The organism is Xanthobacter versatilis (assembly GCF_043193975.1).
Classification (GTDB): Bacteria; Pseudomonadota; Alphaproteobacteria; order Rhizobiales; family Xanthobacteraceae; genus Xanthobacter; species Xanthobacter autotrophicus_E.
Genome location: NZ_JBAFVB010000002.1, coordinates 522,847 through 544,019, shown reverse-complemented (window position 1 = coordinate 544,019; position 21,173 = coordinate 522,847). Strand labels below are relative to the sequence as shown.

Sequence of the window (21,173 nt, the reverse complement as noted above, 5' to 3'; positions counted from 1 at the left end):
GCCTCCGCCGCCTTGTCCCGGCCGGGCCATGGGCCGTCCGGTCAAGCCGGACGGCGACGGTGCGTGGGGGGTGAATGCGCTGCCCCGCACCCGCAGGCGGAAGAGGGGGCTTCGAGCCCTGTCAGGCGGCAGGCGTGAAGGCGGTGGAGGACGCGGCCTCCTCCTGCGCGGTCTCGCGGCGGGCGGCGTGATATTCGGCGATGAGCTGGCGGCACAGCTCGGCGGCGGGCAGCACCTCGCGCACCGAGCCGACGCCCTGTCCAGCCGACCACACGTTCTTCCAGGCCTTGGCCTCGCTGGCCATGTCCAGCCCACCCTCGTGCTTCGGCTGGTCGAGGTCGATGCCCGCGGCGGCAAGGCTCTGGCGCAGGAAATTCGCCGGCACGCCGCTGACCTTGGGAGTGTAGACGATGTCGTCGGCATTCGCCGCCACCACCATCTCCTTCTGCGCGTCGGGCACCATGCATTCCCGCGTCGCGAGGAAGCGGGTGCCGAGATACGCCATGTCGGCGCCGAGCATGCGGGCGGCGGCGATGTGGCGGCCGGTGCTCATGGCCCCGGACAAAACGATGGTGCCGGTGAAGAAGCTGGCGATCTCGGGAATAAGGGCGAACGGGCTCAGGGTGCCCGCGTGTCCGCCGGCCCCCGCGCACACGGCGATGATGCCGTCCACGCCGGCTTCCGCCGCCTTGCGGGCATGGCGCATGTTGACCACGTCGTGGAAGATGGCGCCGCCATAGCTGTGCACCGCATCCACCACCTCGCGCACCGCGCCGAGGGAGGTGATGACGAGGGGCACCTTGTGCTTCACCGTCAGCTCGATGTCGGCGGCCAGGCGCGGGTTGGACTTGTGGACGATGAGGTTCACCCCATAGGGCGCCGGGCGCGGGCCGGCCTGCGCCGCCGCGGCGAGCCGGTCCTCAATCTCGCCGAGCCAGGCCGCATAGGCATCGTTGGTGCGCGCATTGAGGGCCGGGAAGGTGCCCACCAGCCCGCTGCGGCACACCTCCACCACCAGATCGGGGCCGGAGGCGAGGAACATGGGCGAGGCGATGGCCGGGATGGCAAGATCGCGGAACGCGGCGTGCAGGGCCATGGGGTGTCCTCCGTTAAGGGCGAGGCTCAGCGCTTGGGCTGGCGTCGTTCTGAGGTGCGGGGCGCAAGGCCCTGGATGAGAAAATCGGCGGTCTGCCGGGCGATCTCGGCCGGCGCGAGGGGGCCGTCGGGCTTGTACCAATGGGCGATGGCGTTCAGCGCGCCGGCGATGGCGAAGGCGGCGGTGCGCACATCGCAGGGGGCGATGGAGCCGTCCTCGATGCCGCTCTGGATCACGCCGCGCAGGGCCCGGTCGATCTGCGCTTTCAGGCGCCGCAGCTCGGCGCGGTTCTCGGGCGACAGGGCGGTGTCCGGGGTGCGGCTGATGCTCATGCCGAAATCCATGGTCATGGCCTCGGCATACTGCTCCATCAGCGCGCGCAGCCGCTCAAGGCCGCTGGCCTGAGAGCCCGGCACGGTTGCCGCCGCCGCCTCGATCATCTCCAGGCCCATGCGGCAGCATTCGAACAGCACGTCGTCCTTGCTGCGGAAGTAATGATAGAGCGTCGGCTTGGTGACGTTCAGCTGCCGCGCCACGTCATCCAGCGAGGTGGCGTGAAAGCCCTTCTCGTTGAACAGCCGCGCCGCCGCCTTCAGCACTGCCTCGCGCTTCAACGCCCGGTCGCGCCCGCGCTGGGCGGGGAAGCGCCAGGGTGAGGAGGCTGAGGGCGAGGGATCCGCCATCGCGGCGGCGGTGGGTTTCGGGGGCGCCATCGCAAGGTCCGGCCGGGAGGGGGAAGGCGACTTCGCGGGAAGCCGTCCGACCTGTGGGACGTAAAGTTACTCATGAGTAACTTTACGGTCAAGGGAATGCACGCCGGCAGCCCGCATCCGGGCGCAGCGGGTCTCAATCCTCGGCGTAGGTGCGGTCGATGGCCTGGTCGATGGACTTGCCGATCAGCTCGAAGCCGCGCTTCCAGTCGTTGATGTGCCGGCGCATCCACAACACCGCCTGCGCCTTGTCGTGCGCGCGCAGGGCCTCGATGATGGCGGCATGGGCCGCCTTGTTGCGTTCGGCGGCGTGGGCATTGCGCCGGAACAGCATTTCGGTGGTGGGGAAGAACAGCTTGTTTTCCGGCTCGCGCGCGAACTGGAGCACGCGGTTGCCGGAGGCGCGCGCAAGGATATCGTGGAACTCGATGTCGAGCAGCGCCAGTTCGGAGGGCTTTTTCATCGCCTTCTCCGATTTCCTCATGTTGTCTTCCAGCTCGGCCAGGATCGCGTCCGTGATCCGCTCCGCCGCCAGCTCCGCCACCGCGGTCTCGATGGCCAGGGTCGATTCCCACAGCTCGCGGAAGGTGATCTCGTTGAGCACGAAGGCGCGGCTGATGCCCCCGGCGAACCGGTCGTAATGGGGCACGGCGGCAAACAGCCGGCGGCTGGAATCGCGCCGGATCAGGCCGCTCTGCTCCAGAAGCCGGATGCCCTCGCGCACGGTGGAGCGGTTGACGCCGAACTGGCGCACCAGCTCCGCCTCCGTGCCCAGGGCGTCGCCCGCCCGCACCCGGCCGGAGACGATCTGCCGCTCGATGGCATCCGCCACCAACTTGTAGGCCGGTGCGGGGGTGATGGGTGCGAACACGGAAGACGGTTCTGCCGTCCCGGCCTCGCGCGCCTCCTTGGTCTGCGCCATCTGTCCTCGCTCTCGTCCCGCATTGGCGGCCCTCGGGGCCTCATCCTCACATAGGCTGCCCGGCAAATCCTGTCGAGGCGCCGGCCAGCCGTGGGAACCCCCGCCTCCGGGCGGGGGAGGGCGTGCCGGTCTCCCTCAGCCCGCCGCGCGTTCGCGCAGCACGTTCTTCATCACCTTGCCGTTGGGATTGCGGGGCAGGCCCTCCGGCAGGATGGTGACGCGGTCCGGCACCTTGTAGTCGGAGAGCCGCGCGGCACAGAAGCGGCGCAGGTCGTCCACGGAGAGGTCGGGACCTGCCACCACGAACGCCTCGACCCGTTCGCCCAGCACCGGATCGGGATAGCCCACCACGGCGGCCTCGCTCACGTCCGGATGGAACACCAGCACGCTCTCCACCTCGGCCGAATAGACCTTGTAGCCGGCGCGGTTGATCATGTCCTTCTTGCGGTCGAACACCTTGAGATAGCCCTCGGCGTCGATGGAGCCCACGTCGCCCGAGCGCCAGTAGCCGCCGACGAAGGCGGTGGCGTCGGCCTCGGGATTGCGCCAGTAGCCGGGCACGACCGAGGCGCCGGCGATCCACAATTCGCCCGCCGTTCCGGGGGGCACCTCGCGGCCGTCCTCGTCCATGACCTTAAGGTCGATGCAGGGCATCACCCGGCCGACACTGTCGAGCCGCTCGGGCGGGGCGTCGCGCGGAAGGATGGCGACGGGAGAGCTGGTCTCGGTGGCGCCGTAGACGTTGAACAGGGTGAGCTTGGGGCTTTTCTCCTTCAGCCGGCGGGCGCTGGCTTCCGGCATGGGGGCGCCGCCGAAGGCCGCGATGCGCCAGCTGGAGAGATCCAGTTGCTCGAACTGCGGATCGAGCAGGCAGAGGTTGTACATGGCCGGCACCATCAGCGCTGCCGTCAGCCTTTCCCGCGCCGCCAGCTCCAGGAACAGCCGGGCCTTGAACTGGCCCATGAGGATGAGGCACGCCCCCGCCGCCAGCGTGCCGTGGATGACCCCCACGAGCCCGGTCATGTGGGCGTTCGGCACCGCCAGCACGGTGCGGTCGCCCGGCTCCAGCCCCAGCGCGTAGCGATAGTGCAGGCAGGAATGGATGACGCCGAGGTTGGTGAGCACGGCGCCCTTGGGCTTTCCCGTGGTGCCGGAGGTGTAGAGGATGCAGAAGGGATCTTCTTCCGAAACGTCTGCTGCACGTTCGGGCGCCGGCTGCGCGAACAGCTCCTCGTAGGGCTCGGAACCCGTCGCGCGGCCACCGGCGGCGAAGCGGTGGCGCAGCTCGGGCACCTCGGCGGCCTCCGGCAGCTCGCCGGCGCAGGCGGCATCGTGGACCAGCAGCATGGTCCCGCTCTGGGCGAGGATATAGGCGATTTCCGGCCGCCGCTGGCGGATGTCGAGGGTGACATGGATGGCGCCGATGCGGGCACAGGCCAGCGACAGTTCCACCACCGCCAGATGGTTGCCCACCAGCGTGGCGACGCGCGCGCCCTTGCGCACCCCATGGGCCCAGAGCCCGTCAGCCAGACGCTCCACCGCCGCGTCGAGCGCGCCATAGGTGACGCGCCGCGCGCCATCCACCACGGCGAGGGCATCCGGCGTGCGTGTCGCCCAGGACCGGAACAGGGCATCGACGCTGGGCGGGCGGTCGATGAAGCACGGCACGACGCGGCCGAAATGCACTTCGTGTCTGATCATGGCTTCCTCCCGGCAGGCCCGGCGCGGCACTTGCGGCCGCTTCGCGGGACCCGTCCGCTGGCGTTCAAGTCACTTTATGCGAGGGGCGTGCCCCGCTCACGGCTCAAGCACCACCTTGCCCACGGTGCGCCGGCCGGCCAGCGCCTCCAGCGCCGCCGGCGCCTGTGCCAACGGGAAGACGTCGCGGATGAGCGGGACGATGGCTCCGCTCCGGCGCAGGGCGAACAAGTCGTCGAACATGGCGCTCACCAGCTCGGGATGGTGCTGGCGATAGGCGCCCCAATAGACGCCCATGGCGGCGGCGTTCTTCAGCAGCAGCCGGTTGGAGGGCAGGTCCGCCACCGCCCCGCCGGCAAAGCCGACGATGACGAGGCGGCCGCCCCAGGCGAGGCACCTCAGGCTGTCCACCGCCACCTTGCCGCCCACCGGATCGACGATGACATCCACGCCTTGGCCGTGGGTGATCTCCTTCACCCGCTCCACCAGGGGTTCGGCGGCATAGTCGATGGTCTCGTCGGCGCCGAGCTCGCGGCACAAGGCGGTCTTCTGCGGCCCGCCGGCGGTGGCGATCACCCGCGCCCCCCAGTGCCGTGCCAGCTGGATCGCGGCGGAGCCGACACCGCCGGCGCCCGCATGCACCAGCACGGTCTCCCCCGCCTTCAGGCCGGCGCGGTGGCGCAGGGCGAGGTGGGCGGTGGGATAGATCACCGGCAGGGCCACGGCCTCGCGCAGGGGGAAGTCGTCGGGCAGCTTCTGTGCGCCCAGCGCCGGCACTGCCGCATGCTCGGCGAAGCCGCCGTGGTCCATCAGCGCGCACAGGCGGTCGCCAGAGCGGAACGGGCTGTCTGGCCCGGCCTCCATCACCGTGCCGGCCACCTCGATGCCGGGAGTGAAGGGCAGGGGCGGCTTCACCTGGTAGCGGCCGCGGATCATCAGCGTGTCGAGGAAGTTGACCCCCGCCGCCGCCACCTTCACCACGCAGCCGTCGTGGGCCGGGCGCGGATCGGGGCAGTCGCCGAACACCATGGCGCCGTCTTCGGTGATCTCATGGACGCGCCAGCCACGCATGGGGGATGCCTTTCCGCGATCACGCCTGATGGGCGCTGGGGGTGACGAGATAGGCGGCGGTGCTGCCGCGCCGGGCCTTGGCTTTTTTAAGCTCGTCGCGGGCGATGGTGCGCAGGTGCACCTCGTCTGGCCCGTCGATGAAGCGCATGGCCCGCCCCCAGGTCCACAGGTAGGAGAGCGGCGTGTCCGGCGTCAGGCCCATGGCACCGAACACCTGGATGGCGCGGTCCACCACCTGCGTCTGCACCCGCGCCGCCGCCACCTTGATGGCCGACACCTCGATGCGCGCGGCCTGGTTGCCGGCCTTGTCCATGAGCCATGCGGCGCGCAGCACATGCAGGCGCAACTGGTCGATCTCGATGCGGGACTGGGCGATCCAGTCCTGGATATTGGCATAGTCGGCGAGGTGGCGGCCGAAGGTGCGGCGCTCCAGCGCGCGTTCCATCAGCAGCTCCAGCGCCAGCTCGCACTGGCCGATGGTGCGCATGCAGTGATGCACCCGCCCGGGCCCGAGCCGCGCCTGGGCCAGCGCGAAGCCCTGTCCCTCCTGTCCGAGCAGGTTCTCCGCCGGCACCCGCACGTCGCGGAACAGCACCTCGCAATGCCCCTCCGGCGCATGGTGGTGCATGATGGGCACATCCCGCACCAGCCGCACGCCGGGGGCATCGAACGGCACGATGACCATGGAATGGCGGGCGTGGGGATCGGCTTCCGGCCGGGGATCGGAGAGGCCCATCACGATCACGAAGCGGTTGTTGGGGTGCTTGGCGCCGGTGGTGAACCACTTGCGGCCATTGATGACGTAGTCGGAACCGTCGCGCAGGATGGTGGTCTGCAAATTGGTGGGGTCGGAGGAGGCGGTGTCCGGCTCGGTGATGCCGACGCAGGAGCGGATGCGCCCCTCCAGCAGCGGTGCGAGCCATTGCGCGCGCTGGGCGGGCGTCGCGAACATGTGGAGGATCTCCATGTTCCCGGTGTCCGGCGCGTTGCAGTTGAACACTTCCGCCGCCCATGGAATGCGGCCCATGATTTCCGCCAGCGGGGCATATTCCAGATTGGTGAGGCGCGTGCCCGGCTCGTCATCCTTCAGGGCGGGCAGGAACAGGTTCCACAGGCCCTCGGAATAGGCCTTCGCCTTCAGCCGCTCGATCAGGTCCAGGGGATAGCGGCCGGCCTCCACCTCGCGGTGCCACTGGGTGTTGGCGGGCAGGACGTGCGCCGCCATGAAAGCGCTGACGCGCTCGCGCAGGCCCTCGACCTTGTCGGAATAGGCGAAATCCATCTCTTGTCTTCCTTGTTCCCGCAGGCGGGCCTCAGGCGGTGCCCGTGGTGATGAGTTCGATGGCGCGGCGCGCGTAGTTCTCGGACAGGCGGCCGACGCGTTCGGCGCCTTCAGAAGCGGCATTGCCGTTCTTCGCGCGGGCGGCGATGCCCTCGAAGATCACGGCGAAGCGGAACAGGGCGAACACCCGGTGGAAGGGCGAAAAGTCCTGTGCCCGGCCGCCGGCGGCGCCGTACCAGTTGAGGAAATCCGCGCGCTCCGGCAGGCCCTGCGCGGCAATGTCGGTGCCCCTGAGGCCGCCATATTCCTCCGGCCGCGTGTCCCAGGTGACGGCGAAATGGGCCACGTCGGCCATGGGATCGCCGATGGTGGAGAGTTCCCAGTCCAGCACCGCGATCACCCGCGGCTCGACGGGATGGAACATGAGGTTGCCGATGCGAAAATCCCCGTGCGCGATGGTGGCCGCGCCGGAGGCGGGGAAGTGGCGTGGCAGCCAGTCGATGAGGGCGTCCACCTCCGCCAGCTCGCGGGTGCGCGATTGCTGCCACTGGCGGGTCCAGCGCGCCACCTGCCGCTCGAAATAGCCATCCGGCCGGCCATAATCGCCGAGCCCCACGGCGCGCCAGTCCACCCCATGGAGCCGCGCCAGCATGTCGGCGGCGCTGCGATACATGGCCTTGCGCTCGCCCACCGGCGCGGCGGCGAGGCCACAATCGCCGAACACCCGGCCGTCGAGGCGCTCCATCACATAGAAGGGCGTGCCGATGACCGCCGGGTCAGCGCAGAAGTGCACCATGCGCGGCACCGGCACGGCGCTGTCGGCGAGGGCGTGCTGGATGCGGTGCTCGCGGTCCACCGCATGTGCCGAGGGCAGAACCTGCCCGCCCGGCTGCTTGCGCAGCACCAGCCGATGGCTGGGGCTGTCCACGAAGAAGGTGGGATTGGACTGCCCGCCGGAGATGGGCGCCACCGCCACCGGCCCGTGGAAGCCGGGCACGACCGCGGCGAGATGGCCCGCCAGCGCTTCGGCATCGAAGCCTGCGGTGGCCGGCGCCGGTGGGGCTGCGGCCGGTGGGGCTGCGACAGACGTGGGTGTGACAGGTGACATGGATCCTCGCGTCAAAGGCGGCCGGGAGCGCATCCCATGCGGATCGGGAAGACGATGGCGTTGCGCGGGCGGGCGCCGGGGCACGCGGACGCCCCCGGCCGCGGGCTCATTTCTTCACCAGCGAGCATTCGCTGCGCGACAGGGGCTGGAAGGCCTCGGCCGCCGGAATGGTGCGGACGATCTTCAGATAGTCCCACGGTCCCTTGGATTCGGCCGGGGTTTTCACCTGCGCCAGATACATGTCGTGGATCATCCGGCCGTCGGGGCGGATGGAGCCGTTGCGGGCGAAAAAGTCGTCGATGGGCAGTTCGCGCATCTTGTCGGCCACCACATTGCCCTCCACCGAATTGGCCGCCTTGGCCGCGCGCAGGAAGTGCAGCACCGCCGAATAGACGCCGGCATGCAGCATGGTGGGCTTGCGGCCGCCCATGCGCCTGGCCCAGCGCTCCGACCAGGCGCGGTTCTGCGCATCCATGTCCCAGTAGAAGCCGGAGGTCAGCAGCAGGCCCTGCGCCTGGGTGAGGCCGAGAGCGTGGATGTCGGTGATGAAGATGACCATGGCGGCGAGGCGCTGCTTGTCGCCGCCGATGCCGAATTCATGGGCCTGCTTGATGGAATTGATGAGGTCCGCCCCGCCATTGGCGAATGCGATCACCTTGGCACCGGAGGCCTGCGCCTGCAGCAGGAAGGACGAGAAATCCGAGCTGCCCAGCGGATGGCGCACCGAGCCGAGCACCTTGCCCCCGTTGGCGCGGACGACCTCGGAGGCGTCGCGCTCCAGCGACTGGCCGAAGGTGTAGTCCGCCGTCAGGAAGTACCAGCTGTCGCCGCCCTCGGCGACCACCGAGCGAGCGGTGCCGTTGGCCATGGCGTAGGAATCATAGACCCAGTGGAACGAGGTGGGCGAGCAGGCCTTGTTGGTGAAGACCGTGGAGCCGGCGCCGGTGTTCAGCAGCACCTTGTTCTTGGCGCGGGTGATCTCCTGCACCGCGAGGGCGATGGCGGTGTTGGGCACGTCCACGATCACGTCCACATTGTCTTCGTCGATCCAGCGCCGGGCGATGGAGGCGCCCACGTCCGCCTTGTTCTGCCCGTCGGCGGAGACGATGGTGATGGGCTTGCCGTCGATGGAGCCGCCGAAATCCTCCAGCGCCATCTTCGCGGCCTCGATGGAGCCTTGCCCCACGAGGTCGGTGTAGACGCCGCTGAGGTCGGTGAGCACGCCCACCTTGATGCCCCGCGCCGGCACCTCAGCCAGCGCCGTGCCGGCGGCCGCCAGCAGCGCGGCGCCGATGAGGCCCGCGCAAAAACCCTTTACAGCCATGCTTTTCCTCCCGGCGGACGCGTCCGGCGCCTCTCCGGGCGTCGTTATTCTGTTTGTCCGACAATCTGATTATTAACGATGATTCCGGGGTGTCAAGCGGGGAGGCGGGATGACGGACGTGCTTTTAGGGCCGTGCTGTCAAAAAGGGCTCTGGCGGCCGGAGCGGGGAAATGTCTGGACGGCCCAGATGAGAACATATTGCGAACTGAGAACAAAACATGTACATGTGCAGTGTTCTCATTTCCCCTTGCACCAGCACCGGAGCGCGGCGATGACTCAGTCGACACTCAGACTCGTCGAAGGTTCTTCCATGGATAAGACCAAGGCGCTGGATGCCGCTCTCTCCCAGATCGAGCGGCACTTCGGCAAGGGCTCGATCATGCGGCTCGGCAAGGGCGGCAAAGCCTTGGAAATCGAGAGCGTTCCCACCGGCTCGCTCGGGCTCGACATCGCCATCGGCATCGGCGGCCTGCCCAAGGGCCGCGTCGTGGAGATCTTCGGGCCGGAATCCTCCGGCAAGACCACCCTGGCGCTGCACACGGTCGCGGAAGCGCAGAAGCGGGGCGGCACCTGCGCCTTCATCGATGCCGAGCACGCGCTCGACCCCATCTATGCGCGCAAGCTGGGCGTCAATCTCGACGACCTGCTCATCTCCCAGCCCGACGCGGGCGAGCAGGCGCTGGAAATCGCCGACACGCTGGTGCGCTCGGGCGCCATCGACGTGCTGGTGGTTGATTCGGTGGCCGCGCTCACCCCGCGCGCCGAACTGGATGGCGAGATGGGCGACAGCCAGCCCGGCATGCAGGCGCGCCTCATGAGCCAGGCGCTGCGCAAGCTCACGGCCTCCATCTCCAAGTCCAACACCATGGTCATCTTCATCAACCAGATCCGGATGAAGATCGGCGTCATGTACGGCTCGCCGGAGACCACCACCGGCGGCAATGCGCTCAAGTTCTACGCCTCGGTGCGGCTCGACATCCGCCGTATCGGCATGATCAAGGAGCGCGACGAGGTGGTGGGCAACCAGACCCGCGTGAAGGTGGTGAAGAACAAGCTGGCGCCGCCCTTCAAGCAGGTGGAATTCGACATCATGTACGGCGAGGGGATTTCCAAGACCGGCGAGCTGCTGGATCTCGGGGTCAAGGCCGGCGTGGTGGAGAAGTCCGGCGCCTGGTTCTCCCACGACAGCCAGCGCCTCGGCCAGGGCCGCGAGAACGCCAAGACCTTCCTGAAGCAGAATCAGGAGATTGCCGGCCGCATCGAGGCGGCGATCCGCCAGAATGCGGGCCTCATCGCCGAGAAGATCCTCGCCGGCACGCCGGAGGATGACGCCGACGGCGACCCGGCTGACGCCTGATGGATCGCTGAGGCGTTTCTGGACAAGCGGCGCACCCATCGCTAAACGAACCCGGTTCCGGCAGGCGTCATCGCGCCTTCGCCGGAACCGCGCGGCGGGCCTTCGGGCGACGCTGGCGCGAAGCGATCACCAGAGCCGGATTCCGCGCTGGGACCGGCACCGAAGGATTGTGGCCGGCACATGAGCGGCGTCAACGAGATCCGGTCGAGCTTCATCGACTACTTCGTCAAAGAGGGCCATGAGGCGGTCGCGTCCTCGCCCCTCGTGCCGCAGAACGACCCGACGCTCATGTTCACCAATGCGGGCATGGTGCAGTTCAAGAACGTCTTCACCGGCGTCGAGAAGCGGCCCTATTCCCGCGCGGCCACCTCGCAGAAATGCGTGCGCGCCGGCGGCAAGCACAACGACCTCGACAATGTGGGCTACACCGCGCGGCACCACACCTTCTTCGAGATGCTCGGCAATTTCTCGTTCGGCGATTATTTCAAGGACCGGGCGATCGAGCTGGCATGGAACCTCGTCACCCGCACCTTTGAGCTGCCGCGCGACCGCCTCGTGGTCACCGTCTTCAGTGAGGACGAGGAAGCCTATGGCCTGTGGAAGAAGATCGCGGGCCTGAGCGACGACAAGATCATCCGCATCCCCACCTCCGATAACTTCTGGTCCATGGGCGACACCGGCCCGTGCGGCCCCTGCTCGGAGATCTTCTTCGACCACGGCCCGAACGTGCCCGGCGGCCCGCCCGGTTCGCCGGACCAGGATGGCGACCGCTTCATCGAGATCTGGAATCTCGTCTTCATGCAGTTCGAGCAGCTGCCGGGGGGCGAGCGCTTGGCGCTGCCGCGGCCGTCCATCGACACCGGCATGGGCCTCGAGCGGGTCTCGGCCGTGCTCCAGGGCGTGCACGACAATTACGACACCGACCTCATGCGCGCCCTCATCGCCGAGGTGGCCGAGCTGACCTCAGTGAACCCCGACGGCCCGCAGAAGGCGAGCCATCGCGTCATCGCCGATCATTTGCGCGCCTCGGTTTTCCTCACCGCCGACGGGGTGCTGCCTTCCAACGAGGGGCGCGGCTATGTGCTGCGCCGGATCATGCGTCGCGCCATGCGCCACGCCCAGCTTCTGGGGGCCAAGGATCCGCTCATGCACCGTCTCGTGCCGGTGCTGGTGCGCGAGATGGGCCGGGCCTATCCCGAGATCGTTCGCGCCGAATCCCTCGCCGAAGAGACGTTGCTGCTGGAGGAGACGCGCTTCCGCCGCACCCTGGAGCGCGGCCTCTCCATCTTGGAAGAAGAAAGCACGGGGCTGACGTCCGGCGGGCAGTTTCCCGGTGAGGTGGCGTTCAAGCTCTACGACACCTACGGCTTCCCCCTGGACCTGACGCAGGACGCCCTGCGCGCCCGCGGCATCTCGGTGGACACCACGGCGTTCGATGCCGCCATGGCGCGACAGAAGGCGGAGGCCCGGGCGAGCTGGGCCGGCTCTGGCGAGGCGGCCACTGATACGCTGTGGTTCTCCGTGCGCGACGAGGTGGGTGCGACCGAATTCCTCGGCTACGAGACCGAGAAGGCGGAGGGCGTGGTTGCGGCCCTGGTGCGCGATGGCGCCGTGGTGGACAGCCTCGCCGCTGGCGAGAAGGGCCTCGTCATCCTCAACCAGACGCCCTTCTATGCCGAATCGGGCGGCCAGGTGGGCGATATCGGCCGCGTGAGCGGGGAGGGCGGTGTCGCCGCGCAGGTGGTGGCCACCCAGAAGAAGCTCGGCGACCTGTTCGTCCACGAGGTGAAGGTCGAGACCGGCACCTTGAAGCGCGGCACCGCGCTGGTGCTGGAGGTGGACCACGCCCGCCGCGCCGCCGTGCGCGCCAACCATTCCGCCACCCACCTTTTGCACGAGGCGCTGCGGCGGGTGCTCGGTGACCACGTGGCGCAGAAGGGGTCGCTGGTGGCGCCGGACCGGCTGCGGTTCGACTTCTCCCACCCCAAGCCCCTGAGCGGCGGCGAGCTTGCCGAGGTGGAGACCATTGCCAACCGTTTCGTGCTGCGCAACGAGCCGGTGGAAACCCGCATCATGGCTGTCGACGACGCCATCACCTCGGGTGCGCGGGCGCTGTTCGGCGAGAAGTACGGCGACGAGGTGCGCGTGGTGTCCATGGGCACCGATGACGGCAATGGCGCGCCCTATTCGGTGGAGCTGTGCGGCGGCACCCATGTGAAGCGCACCGGCGACATCGGCCTCATCTCGGTGCTGTCGGAAAGCGCCGTGGCGTCCGGGGTCCGGCGCATCGAGGCGCTGACCGCCGATGCCGCGCGCCGGCACCTCAACGCCGCTTCCGCCGCCTTGGCGGGGACCGCGGCGGTGCTCAAGGCGCCGGTGGCCGAGGTGGAAGCGCGGGTCGCGACCCTGGTGGAGGAGCGCCGCCGGCTTGAGCGCGAACTGGCCGAGGCCCGCAAGAAGCTCGCCATGGGCGGCGGCGGCGAGGCGTCGGGAGACGCGGTGCGCACGGTGGGCGACATCAAGCTTCTCGCCCGGCGGGTGGAAGGCATCGAGATCAAGGATCTCAAGGGCCTGGTGGACGAAGGCAAGAAGCAGATCGGGTCCGGCGTCGTGGCCATCGTTGGCGTCACCTCCGACGGCAAGGCCGGCATCGTGGTCGGCGTCACCGCCGATCTCACCGCCCGCTTCGATGCGGTGGCGCTGGTGCGCGTGGGTTCGGAAGCCCTGGGCGGAAAGGGCGGTGGCGGCCGTCCCGACATGGCGCAGGCCGGCGGTCCCGACGGTGCCAAGGCGGAAGCCGCCCTCGACGCCATCGCAGCCGCGATGGCCGGCTGAGCCACGGTCGGTTCTTGGGAACCGATCCTCCTGCCGAGGTGCGGCAGGGGGGCCGGCACGTCGCTAACGGCATATGCTTTGTGCGGGCAGCGGCTCGCGGAATGCGTTCGATTGAACGGCAGGCGTGCATCGTCAGGTCGCGTGCCCCCTGATCTGAGGGCGCCTTATGCCGCCGGCGTTTGTCATCGACAGGTGGCGGGCGGATCGAGGTCAAACACCGCGCGGGGCTGACCCTTGGCCCACACCTCAAGCCCATCCGGATCAGCCTTCGCCCGCCTCTCCGGCGGTTGGCGCCTCTGCCGGAACGGTCGGGCCGAACACGGTCTCGAACGCCACGCGCAGCACCGAATCGACCTCGCCCATAGTGACCGGCAGGCCAAGATCGGCGAGGCTCGTCACTCCGTGCTCGCGCACGCCGCAGGGCACGATGCCGCCGAAATGGGACAGGTCCGGCTCCACGTTCAGCGAGATGCCGTGGAAGGTCACCCAGCGTCGCACCCGGATGCCGATGGCGGCGACCTTGTCCTCGCCGCCGCCGCGCCGCCGCACCCAGACGCCGACCCGGTCCTCCCGCCGCTCGCCGGTCACGTTGAACGCCGACAGGGTGCCGATGATCCACGCCTCCAGCGCGCTCACATAGCGGCGTACGTCCGGCGAGCGGCGCTTCAGGTCGAGCATCACATAGGCCACGCGCTGGCCGGGGCCGTGATAGGTGAACTGACCGCCGCGCCCGGTCTCGTAGACGGGAAAGCGCGCATCCACGAGATCCTCGGGGCGGGCGCTGGTGCCAGAGGTGTAGAGCGGCGGGTGTTCCAGCAGCCAGACGCATTCGCGGGCCGTGCCCTCGGCGATGGCGGCGACGCGCGCCTCCATGGCGGCGAGTGCTTCGGGGTAGGGGACGAGACTATCGCTGACGGTCCAGTCCACCGGCGGGGCTTCGGGGTCGGTGGGCTGGAACTGGGTTTCGAGGCTGGCGCGGGGGGCGGAGGCAATCATGGGAGATGGTTTAATCCATCGCGCCGTGGGGTCCAGTCCCCCCAAACGTGCCATTGGGCCTTGGCCAGGCTGGCCGAACGGATACTAGAGTGCCGGAGGCGCTGAGAGGCATTGCTTGATCTTGCAGTCCCGCCCGCGTCGCAGCGGGCTTCGGACCGCGTCGTCCACAGGCTCAGGGCGGATCGGCCGGGGTGGTACGGGAGACACTTGTAGCCGCCAATGTGATCTGTTAGACGATGGCCCCCGGCTGGGAGCGGTCCTCACAGGATCCCCCCGACGGAGCCATCCCTGACTGCGGTCGTGGCGGAATTGGTAGACGCGCTAGCTTGAGGTGCTAGTGGGGAGACCCGTGGAGGTTCGAGTCCTCTCGTCCGCACCAGGTATTGGTGCTCAAAGAAAACGGCCCGTTTTCGGCATGTCCGAACGGGCCGTTTTCTTTTGGCCCGACCCTCGTGGGTAAGGCCGGGTAAGGCCTTCCCTGTTTCGGGAAATCGACGGACGTTCAGCGCCTCGGGTTTCTGAATGCTCACCCGGGCGCTTTCGGCACCACGTGCACCACCTTGTAGCCGCGCTCGGCGAGGGCGCGCAGGAAGCCGGGAATCATGGCCGCAGTGTAGCTCTTTGTGTCGTGGAACAGCACGATGCCACCCCCCGCCGCGTCAAGCCGCTTCAGCACCAGGTCCAGCTCCGCCTCGGGGGTCATCACGTTCCAGTCGCTGGCCCAGAAGTCGGCGCCGAACACGGCGATGCCCTTGCTGTCCAGATAGGTCAGCAGCTCGGGCGTCGAGGCAAAGCCGGGGAAGCGGAAGAAGGGCACGCGGGGCGCCGGCCCGCTGGCGCCATAGGCAGCCTTTTCGTCGGCGGCGATGCCGCTCTCGATCTCCTTCACCGCGGCCGCGAACGGGATCTTGGCCAGGGTCGCGGCGGGGTGCGTCATGGTGTGGTGGGCGATGGTGTGGCCCTCGGCCAGGGCGCGGCGCACCAGCTCGGGACGGGCCTTCGCATTCTCGCCGATGAGGAAGAAGGTGGCGTGGACGCACTCTGCCTTCAGGGCGTCGAGGACGGCGGCGGTGGTCCTGGGCCAGGGGCCGTCATCGAAGGTCAGCACCACTTCCTTGGGCGCCAGCGGCAGGGTGGCGGGAAACGACTTGGTTCCCACCCGCACGCCCTTGGGGTCGAGCTCCAGGACCCGCGCAGTGCCGAGAGCGTCGGCGCGCCCGGGGCAGGGGTCGGCGGCGTGCGCGCCCGTGACGCTAAGGGGGAGGAGCAGGCCGAGAAGCACCGCCACGCGCCGTATGAAGGAGACCATGCCGCCGATTTCCCCTGCATTCGTCGCCATGCGCTAGATCCTACAAAAACTAAATTATAACAATAAGTTGCACGACACTCCTGCAGTGCAGGCTGATGATATTCCGCTTTAAGTCCGCAGTCGGGAGAAAGAAAGGCAGCTTCAGCGGATCTCGGCTCTTTTGTCAGCTTTTTCAAAGAAGTGCCCGTGCAGGCTTCACAAATGGCCGGCATGCCTCTAGAGCACATTCCGATCGGTCAACCATTCTCACGTTTCGCCCTGATCATCGGGGCGGATCCGGCTCCCGGGCCGGGAACGGTGTACGATCCTTCCCCGACCGCGGCCTCATGGCCTTGGCGGGAAGCCTGGCCTGCCCCCAGATCCGTGCCCGAGCCCCTGAGCGGAGCGGGTGCCCGACCCCCGCCGCGAAGACCGGGAGGACCCCATGCGCGAGGATGCCGACGCGCCTGTCGCCGAAGCTGCGGATGCCCTGCCTCAGGTGCGCGATTCCGACGGCAACCTGGCCGACGGGTTCCGGGAGGCCATCCGCGCGGCCATCGCCGCCCGCGACGTGGACCGGCTGAGGGCGCTCACGGGCGACCTCCACGAAGCCGACATGGGCGATCTCATCGAGGAACTGGACGGCGACGAGCGCCGCCGGCTCATCGAGATGCTGGGCCCGGCCTTCGATTTCACCGCCCTGACCGAGCTGGACGAGACGGTTCGCGTCGGCATCCTGCGCGGGCTGTCGCCGCTCACCGTCGCGCGCGGCATGCGGGACATCGATTCGGACGATGCCGTCTACATCCTCGAGGATCTCGACGAGGAAGAGATGGCGGCGGTGCTTCAGCACCTGCCGGCGCCCGAACGGGTGGCCCTGCGGCGCTCCCTCGACTATCCCGAGGACAGCGCCGGCCGGCGCATGCAGACCGAGTTCATCGCGGTGCCGCCGTTCTGGACCGTGGGCCGCACCATCGACTACATGCGCGAGACGCCGGACCTGCCCGAGACCTTCTACGAGGTGTTCGTGGTGGACCCGGCCTATCGGCTGGTGGGCTCGGTCTCCCTCGACCGGCTGCTGCGCACAAGGCGCACCATGCTGGTGACCCAGGTGAAGACCGAGCAGCTGAAGGGGGTGAAAGCCACCGACGACCAGGAGGACGTGGCGCGCCTGTTCGAGCGCTACAACCTTGTCTCCGCACCCGTGGTGGACGATGCCGGCCGGCTCGTGGGCGTCATGACCATCGACGACGTGGTGGACGTGATCCAGGAAGAGGCGGACGAGGACCTGCGCGCCCTCGCCGGCGTCGGCTCCGACGAGGAGCTGTCCGATAGCGTCGCCTACACCGCCAAAAGCCGCCTGCCCTGGCTGGTGGTCAATCTCGGCACGGCTTTCATCTCCGCCTCCATCATCGGCCTGTTCGAGGCCACCATCGAGAAGATGGTGGCGCTGGCGGTGCTCATGCCCATCGTCGCCTCCATGGGGGGCAATGCCGGCACCCAGACCATGACAGTGGCGGTGCGCGCCCTCGCCACCAAGGAATTGTCCAGCCACAACGCTCGCCGCATCGTCTCGCGCGAGGTGCTGGTGGGGCTGTTCAACGGGCTGGCGCTGGCCTGCATGCTTGGTCTCATCGCCGGCGCGTGGTTCGCCAACGTCCAGCTCGGCGCCGTCATCGCCAGCGCGCTGGTGATGAACATGATGGCGGCGGGCCTGTTCGGCATCCTCATCCCGCTTGCCATCTCGTGGCTGAAGCTCGACCCGGCCGTGGCGTCGGGCGTGTTCGTGACCACGGTGACGGATACGGTGGGTTTCTTCGCCTTTCTCGGTCTCGCCACCTGGTGGTTCGGCGCCTAGGGGGCCGATACCGCTCTTCAACCGAGACGGCGGCTGATCTCCTTTGGGTTGCAGGGGGTTGGCAGAGCGCGGCCGTTGGGCCGGAAACTCTTGCGCCGTCGGGAAATCTATCGGACAAATCGCCTATCCGCGGTACCGCGTGGATGATTTGACGCGCACCCACACCCGGCCCCCATCCGCGGCTGATGACGTCCCAGCCCATCACGGCAGCCCATGAAGGAGGGCGGTATCATTCCCCGTCGCCAGGGTAGCCCCGCTTATCGTTCCCTCCTGGCGGGACTGATGGCGCTCGCGCTTTTGGTCGCGGGTCTGGTCACGGTCTTCGTGCTGGCGGGGCTGCGCCAGGACGACAAGGCGCGCACCCGCGAGCGAGCCGCTCTTCTCTCCTCCCTGCGCGCCCGCGAAACGGTGATGGAGCAGGCGCTTGTCGCTACCAACGACGAGCGGCAAGCCCTGCGCCAACTGGTACTGGGGGACATGACACCCCTGCATCGGCACTTCGGCCAGAAGCTCAATGACGGATTCGGCTTCGAGTTCGTCTACATCACCGACGCCAGGGGCCGTGTCGTCTATTCCTCCGAGCGGGGCGAGCAGAATGAGCTGCGGGCCTACAGCTGGATCCGCCCCGCCATCGAGCGGGCGCTGGCCGACGGGCAGAAGGCAGCGCTCTCGGGCGTGGTGGCCACGGACGACGCGGCCGGATTGATGGTGGCCCGCCCCTTCGACGAAAAGGTCGAGGGGCTCGACCTGGCCCAGCCGCTGGTGGCCATCACGGTCGATATCATCGACCCTGAGTTCCTGCGGATGGTGGGCGCTCCCGCGAGCCTTGAGGAGGTGGAGCTGATCCACCGGCCGCTCCATGGCGGCCGGGAAGCGGGTGTCTTCATCCCCAACCTCTACGACGGCTCGGAGGCGGAGCTGGTGTGGCGGGGCGCGCATCCCGGCAGCAAGATGCTGTGGACGCTGATGCCGGCCGCCGCCGTGCTCGCCAGCCTTCTCGCCGTGCTGTTCCTGGTGCTTATGATCCGGGCCCGCCGGATGGCGGCTGACCTTGTCGCCAGTGAGGCCAAGGCGCGGGAGCTGGCCGCGCGCGACTACCTGACCGGCCTGCTGAACCGGGGCGCCTTCATCGAGGCGCTGGACGCCGCCATCGCCCGGCGCCGGAATGGGGAGACGCTGGCGCTGCTGTTCGTCGACCTCGACGACTTCAAGGTCATCAATGACAGCGCCGGCCATGCCGCCGGCGACGACCTGCTGCGCGCCTTCGCCCGGCGGACCGAGGAGTCGCTGGGGGAGGGGAGCGTTGTTGCGCGCTTTGGCGGCGACGAGTTCGTGGCCATGGTCCCCTGCCGGAACGACGCGGATCTTGATCACGCCGTGGAGCGGCTGTTCAGGGAACTGGCGCCGCCGGTCCTGCTGGAGCAGGGCGGCGACCTGAGCCTGAGCGCCTGCGTGGGCGCGGCGCGCCTGCCCCGGGACGCCGCCACCGGCGCGGAGCTGATGCGGCTCGCTGATGTCGCCCTCTACCGGGCCAAGGCCGACGGCACCGGCCTCTACCGTCGGTTCGAGCCGGGGTTCGACGCGGAGCGGATCGAGCATCGGCGCATCGAGACGGAACTGGCGGCGGCGCTGGACAAGCGCGAAATCACGCTGGTCTACCAGCCCCAGGTGGATGTGGAGAGCGAGCGCGTCGTCGGCTTCGAGGCGCTGGCCCGCTGGGACCATCCCACCCAGGGGCGGCTCCTGCCGGGCGCCTTTCTGGCTGTGGCCGAGACCTCACGCCTCATGGGGCGGTTCGATGCCTATGTGTTGCGCACGGCCCTGATGGAAGCGCGGGCCCTGCCTGAGGTGACGCTGTCGGTGAACATGTCGGCGCTGAACCTGCGGCAGGGGGCCATCTTCGGCATGGTGGTCACGGCACTGGCCGAAACCGGGTTCAATCCGGCACGGCTGGAGATCGAGATCACCGAAAGCGCCATCCTCGACGCCGCGAGCGACGGCCAGGAGGCACTGCAGAAACTGCGGGACATGGGGGTACGGATCGCCCTCGATGATTTCGGCACCGGCCATGCCTCTCTGGTTCACCTGCGGCGCTTCCCCATCACCAAGATCAAGATCGACAAGTCCTTCATCCTCAACATGGCCACCGACCGGGATGCGTCGGCCATCGTGGAATATGTGATCCGGCTCGGCCGCTCCCTCGGCATCACCCTGACCGCGGAAGGGGTGGAGACGCGCGAGCAGTTGCGCTTCCTCAGGGCCTTCGGCGCCCAGCAGGCGCAGGGCTATCTGTTCGCGCCGCCGCTGCCGCTTGCGGCCGCCATTGCCATGCTGGAGCGGCAGTCCGTGGCGCAGGCCGGTGTCGCGGCTGCCGGTGTGGCAGCTACCGGCGCCGCCGTGTCGGGCCCGAGCTGAGATAACTTTTTTCTTTTCAAGAAAATTATTATCTCTATAAGGCGATGTGCTCCGGCCTGGGGCATCTGCGGCGTGGCGGGACATTGCCTGCACTGCGGCGATGAGGCGTGGTTCAGGCCTTGCCTTTGCCCCACGTGGTGGACACAAGGTCGGGGAGCATCAGGCCCGCGCGCGGCACCGCCCTTCCCTGGATGAGGCGCGCCGTGGCCGGCGGGCAGACGGCCCGTCCACCCTTGCCGACGGGACCGAGGCATATGGGGGATGTGGTGATCGAGACCAGGCCCATCGACGGAAAGGCATTCGCAGCCGGGCTCCGGGCCCGCATTGCCGAGGAGGTGGCCCGCCTCGGCGCCGCCCACGGGATCAAGCCGGGCCTTGCCGTGGTCCTCGTGGGCGAGGACCCGGCCAGCCAGGTTTATGTGCGCAACAAGGCTGCCCAGACCCTTGAGGCCGGCATGACCTCCTTCGAGCACAAGCTCGCGGTGGACACGCCCGAGACCGAGCTGCTGGCGCTGATCGCCCGACTCAACGCCGATCCGGCAGTGAACGGCATTCTGGTTCAGCTGCCGCTGCCGGCGCAGATCGATGCCATGAAGGTGCTCTCCACCATCGATCCGGCCAAGGACGTGGACGGCTTCCATGTGGTGAATGCCGGCCGCCTCGCTGTGGGCCTCGACGCGCTGGTGCCGTGCACGCCGCTCGGCTGCGTGATGCTGCTGAAGCACCACCTGGGCAACCTTTCCGGCCTCAAGGCAGTGGTGGTGGGGCGCTCCAACATCGTTGGCAAGCCGGCGGCACAGCTGCTGCTGAAAGAGGATTGCACCGTCACCATCGCCCATTCGCGCACCCGCGACCTGCCCGGCGAGTGCCGCACCGCCGACATCCTGGTCGCCGCCGTGGGCCGGCCGGAGATGGTGCGCGGCGACTGGATCAAGCCCGGCGCCACCGTGATCGACGTGGGCATCAACCGCATTCCCAAGCCCGACGGCAAGACGCGCCTGGTGGGCGACGTGGCCTATCAGGAAGCGCAGGGCATCGCCGGCCTGATCACCCCGGTTCCGGGCGGCGTCGGCCCCATGACCATCGCCTGCCTGCTCCAGAACACCCTCACCGCCGCCAAGCGGCAGGCGGGTCTGGAATAGCGCCGGGCCGGTCAGCCCGGCGCAGCCGGCTGGGGGCCTGGAATAACAAAGGGCCGGTGAGCTTGGCGCGC

At 68.6% G+C, this 21,173-nt stretch carries 15 protein-coding genes and 1 tRNA gene; 6 read left to right on the top strand and 10 right to left on the bottom strand.

The window, feature by feature from the left end:
* Positions 1–121: 121 nt before the first annotated feature.
* The 8 genes from V5F66_RS06150 to V5F66_RS06115 all read right to left on the bottom strand — a co-directional run bounded on the left by V5F66_RS06150 (position 122) and on the right by V5F66_RS06115 (position 9,211).
* Positions 122–1,096, bottom strand: coding sequence for an NAD(P)H-dependent flavin oxidoreductase (locus V5F66_RS06150; protein ID WP_394093470.1), 975 nt, complete (start codon positions 1,094–1,096; stop codon positions 122–124).
* A 26-nt stretch (positions 1,097–1,122) separates the two neighbouring features.
* Entirely contained in the window at positions 1,123–1,809 is a 687-nt protein-coding gene (locus V5F66_RS06145) for a TetR/AcrR family transcriptional regulator (RefSeq protein WP_394093469.1), read from the bottom strand.
* Positions 1,810–1,942: 133 nt separating this feature from the next.
* The gene (locus V5F66_RS06140) at positions 1,943–2,728 is read right to left on the bottom strand and encodes a FadR/GntR family transcriptional regulator (protein ID WP_394093468.1); all 786 of its coding nucleotides are present in this window, start codon (positions 2,726–2,728) and stop codon (positions 1,943–1,945) included.
* A gap of 135 nt (positions 2,729–2,863) precedes the next feature.
* The gene (locus tag V5F66_RS06135) at positions 2,864–4,429 is read right to left on the bottom strand and encodes a class I adenylate-forming enzyme family protein (protein ID WP_394093467.1); all 1,566 of its coding nucleotides are present in this window, start codon (positions 4,427–4,429) and stop codon (positions 2,864–2,866) included.
* A gap of 96 nt (positions 4,430–4,525) precedes the next feature.
* Positions 4,526–5,497, bottom strand: a complete 972-nt coding sequence (locus V5F66_RS06130) for an NADPH:quinone oxidoreductase family protein (protein WP_394093466.1) — start codon at positions 5,495–5,497, stop codon at positions 4,526–4,528.
* Between the two features lie 19 nt (positions 5,498–5,516).
* Entirely contained in the window at positions 5,517–6,779 is a 1,263-nt protein-coding gene (locus tag V5F66_RS06125; RefSeq protein WP_394005457.1) for an acyl-CoA dehydrogenase family protein, read from the bottom strand.
* A 31-nt stretch (positions 6,780–6,810) separates the two neighbouring features.
* On the bottom strand, positions 6,811–7,887 hold the full coding sequence (locus V5F66_RS06120; RefSeq protein ID WP_394093465.1) for a phosphotransferase family protein: 1,077 nt from the start codon (positions 7,885–7,887) through the stop codon (positions 6,811–6,813).
* 106 nt (positions 7,888–7,993) lie between these two features.
* On the bottom strand, positions 7,994–9,211 hold the full coding sequence (locus tag V5F66_RS06115; protein ID WP_394093464.1) for an ABC transporter substrate-binding protein: 1,218 nt from the start codon (positions 9,209–9,211) through the stop codon (positions 7,994–7,996).
* Between the two features lie 271 nt (positions 9,212–9,482).
* Between V5F66_RS06115 and recA the strand changes: the two genes are divergently transcribed.
* The gene (gene recA, locus V5F66_RS06110) at positions 9,483–10,568 is read left to right on the top strand and encodes a recombinase RecA (RefSeq protein ID WP_012116048.1); all 1,086 of its coding nucleotides are present in this window, start codon (positions 9,483–9,485) and stop codon (positions 10,566–10,568) included.
* 180 nt (positions 10,569–10,748) lie between these two features.
* On the top strand, positions 10,749–13,403 hold the full coding sequence (gene alaS, locus V5F66_RS06105) for an alanine--tRNA ligase (protein WP_394002560.1): 2,655 nt from the start codon (positions 10,749–10,751) through the stop codon (positions 13,401–13,403).
* A 261-nt stretch (positions 13,404–13,664) separates the two neighbouring features.
* Here the strand turns inward: alaS and lipB are convergent, their stop codons facing one another.
* On the bottom strand, positions 13,665–14,399 hold the full coding sequence (lipB, locus tag V5F66_RS06100) for a lipoyl(octanoyl) transferase LipB (protein ID WP_394051247.1): 735 nt from the start codon (positions 14,397–14,399) through the stop codon (positions 13,665–13,667).
* A 294-nt stretch (positions 14,400–14,693) separates the two neighbouring features.
* Between lipB and V5F66_RS06095 the strand changes: the two genes are divergently transcribed.
* A tRNA-Leu gene (locus V5F66_RS06095) sits at positions 14,694–14,778 on the top strand.
* Positions 14,779–14,925: 147 nt separating this feature from the next.
* Here the strand turns inward: V5F66_RS06095 and V5F66_RS06090 are convergent.
* A complete protein-coding gene (locus tag V5F66_RS06090; protein ID WP_394051245.1) occupies positions 14,926–15,738 on the bottom strand; it encodes a polysaccharide deacetylase family protein in 813 nt (270 codons plus the stop codon).
* Positions 15,739–16,132: 394 nt separating this feature from the next.
* On the opposite strand from V5F66_RS06090, the gene mgtE reads away from it, so the two are divergent.
* The 3 genes from mgtE (at position 16,133) to folD (ending at position 21,102) form a co-directional block, all read left to right on the top strand.
* Complete coding sequence (gene mgtE, locus V5F66_RS06085) at positions 16,133–17,545, top strand: magnesium transporter (RefSeq protein ID WP_012116052.1); 1,413 nt, start codon at positions 16,133–16,135, stop codon at positions 17,543–17,545.
* Positions 17,546–17,827: 282 nt separating this feature from the next.
* Positions 17,828–19,960 (top strand): putative bifunctional diguanylate cyclase/phosphodiesterase, encoded by a 2,133-nt coding sequence (locus V5F66_RS06080; RefSeq protein WP_394093463.1) that lies wholly within the window; start codon positions 17,828–17,830, stop codon positions 19,958–19,960.
* A gap of 254 nt (positions 19,961–20,214) precedes the next feature.
* Positions 20,215–21,102, top strand: coding sequence for a bifunctional methylenetetrahydrofolate dehydrogenase/methenyltetrahydrofolate cyclohydrolase FolD (gene folD, locus V5F66_RS06075; RefSeq protein WP_394005465.1), 888 nt, complete (start codon positions 20,215–20,217; stop codon positions 21,100–21,102).
* Positions 21,103–21,173: the final 71 nt, after the last annotated feature.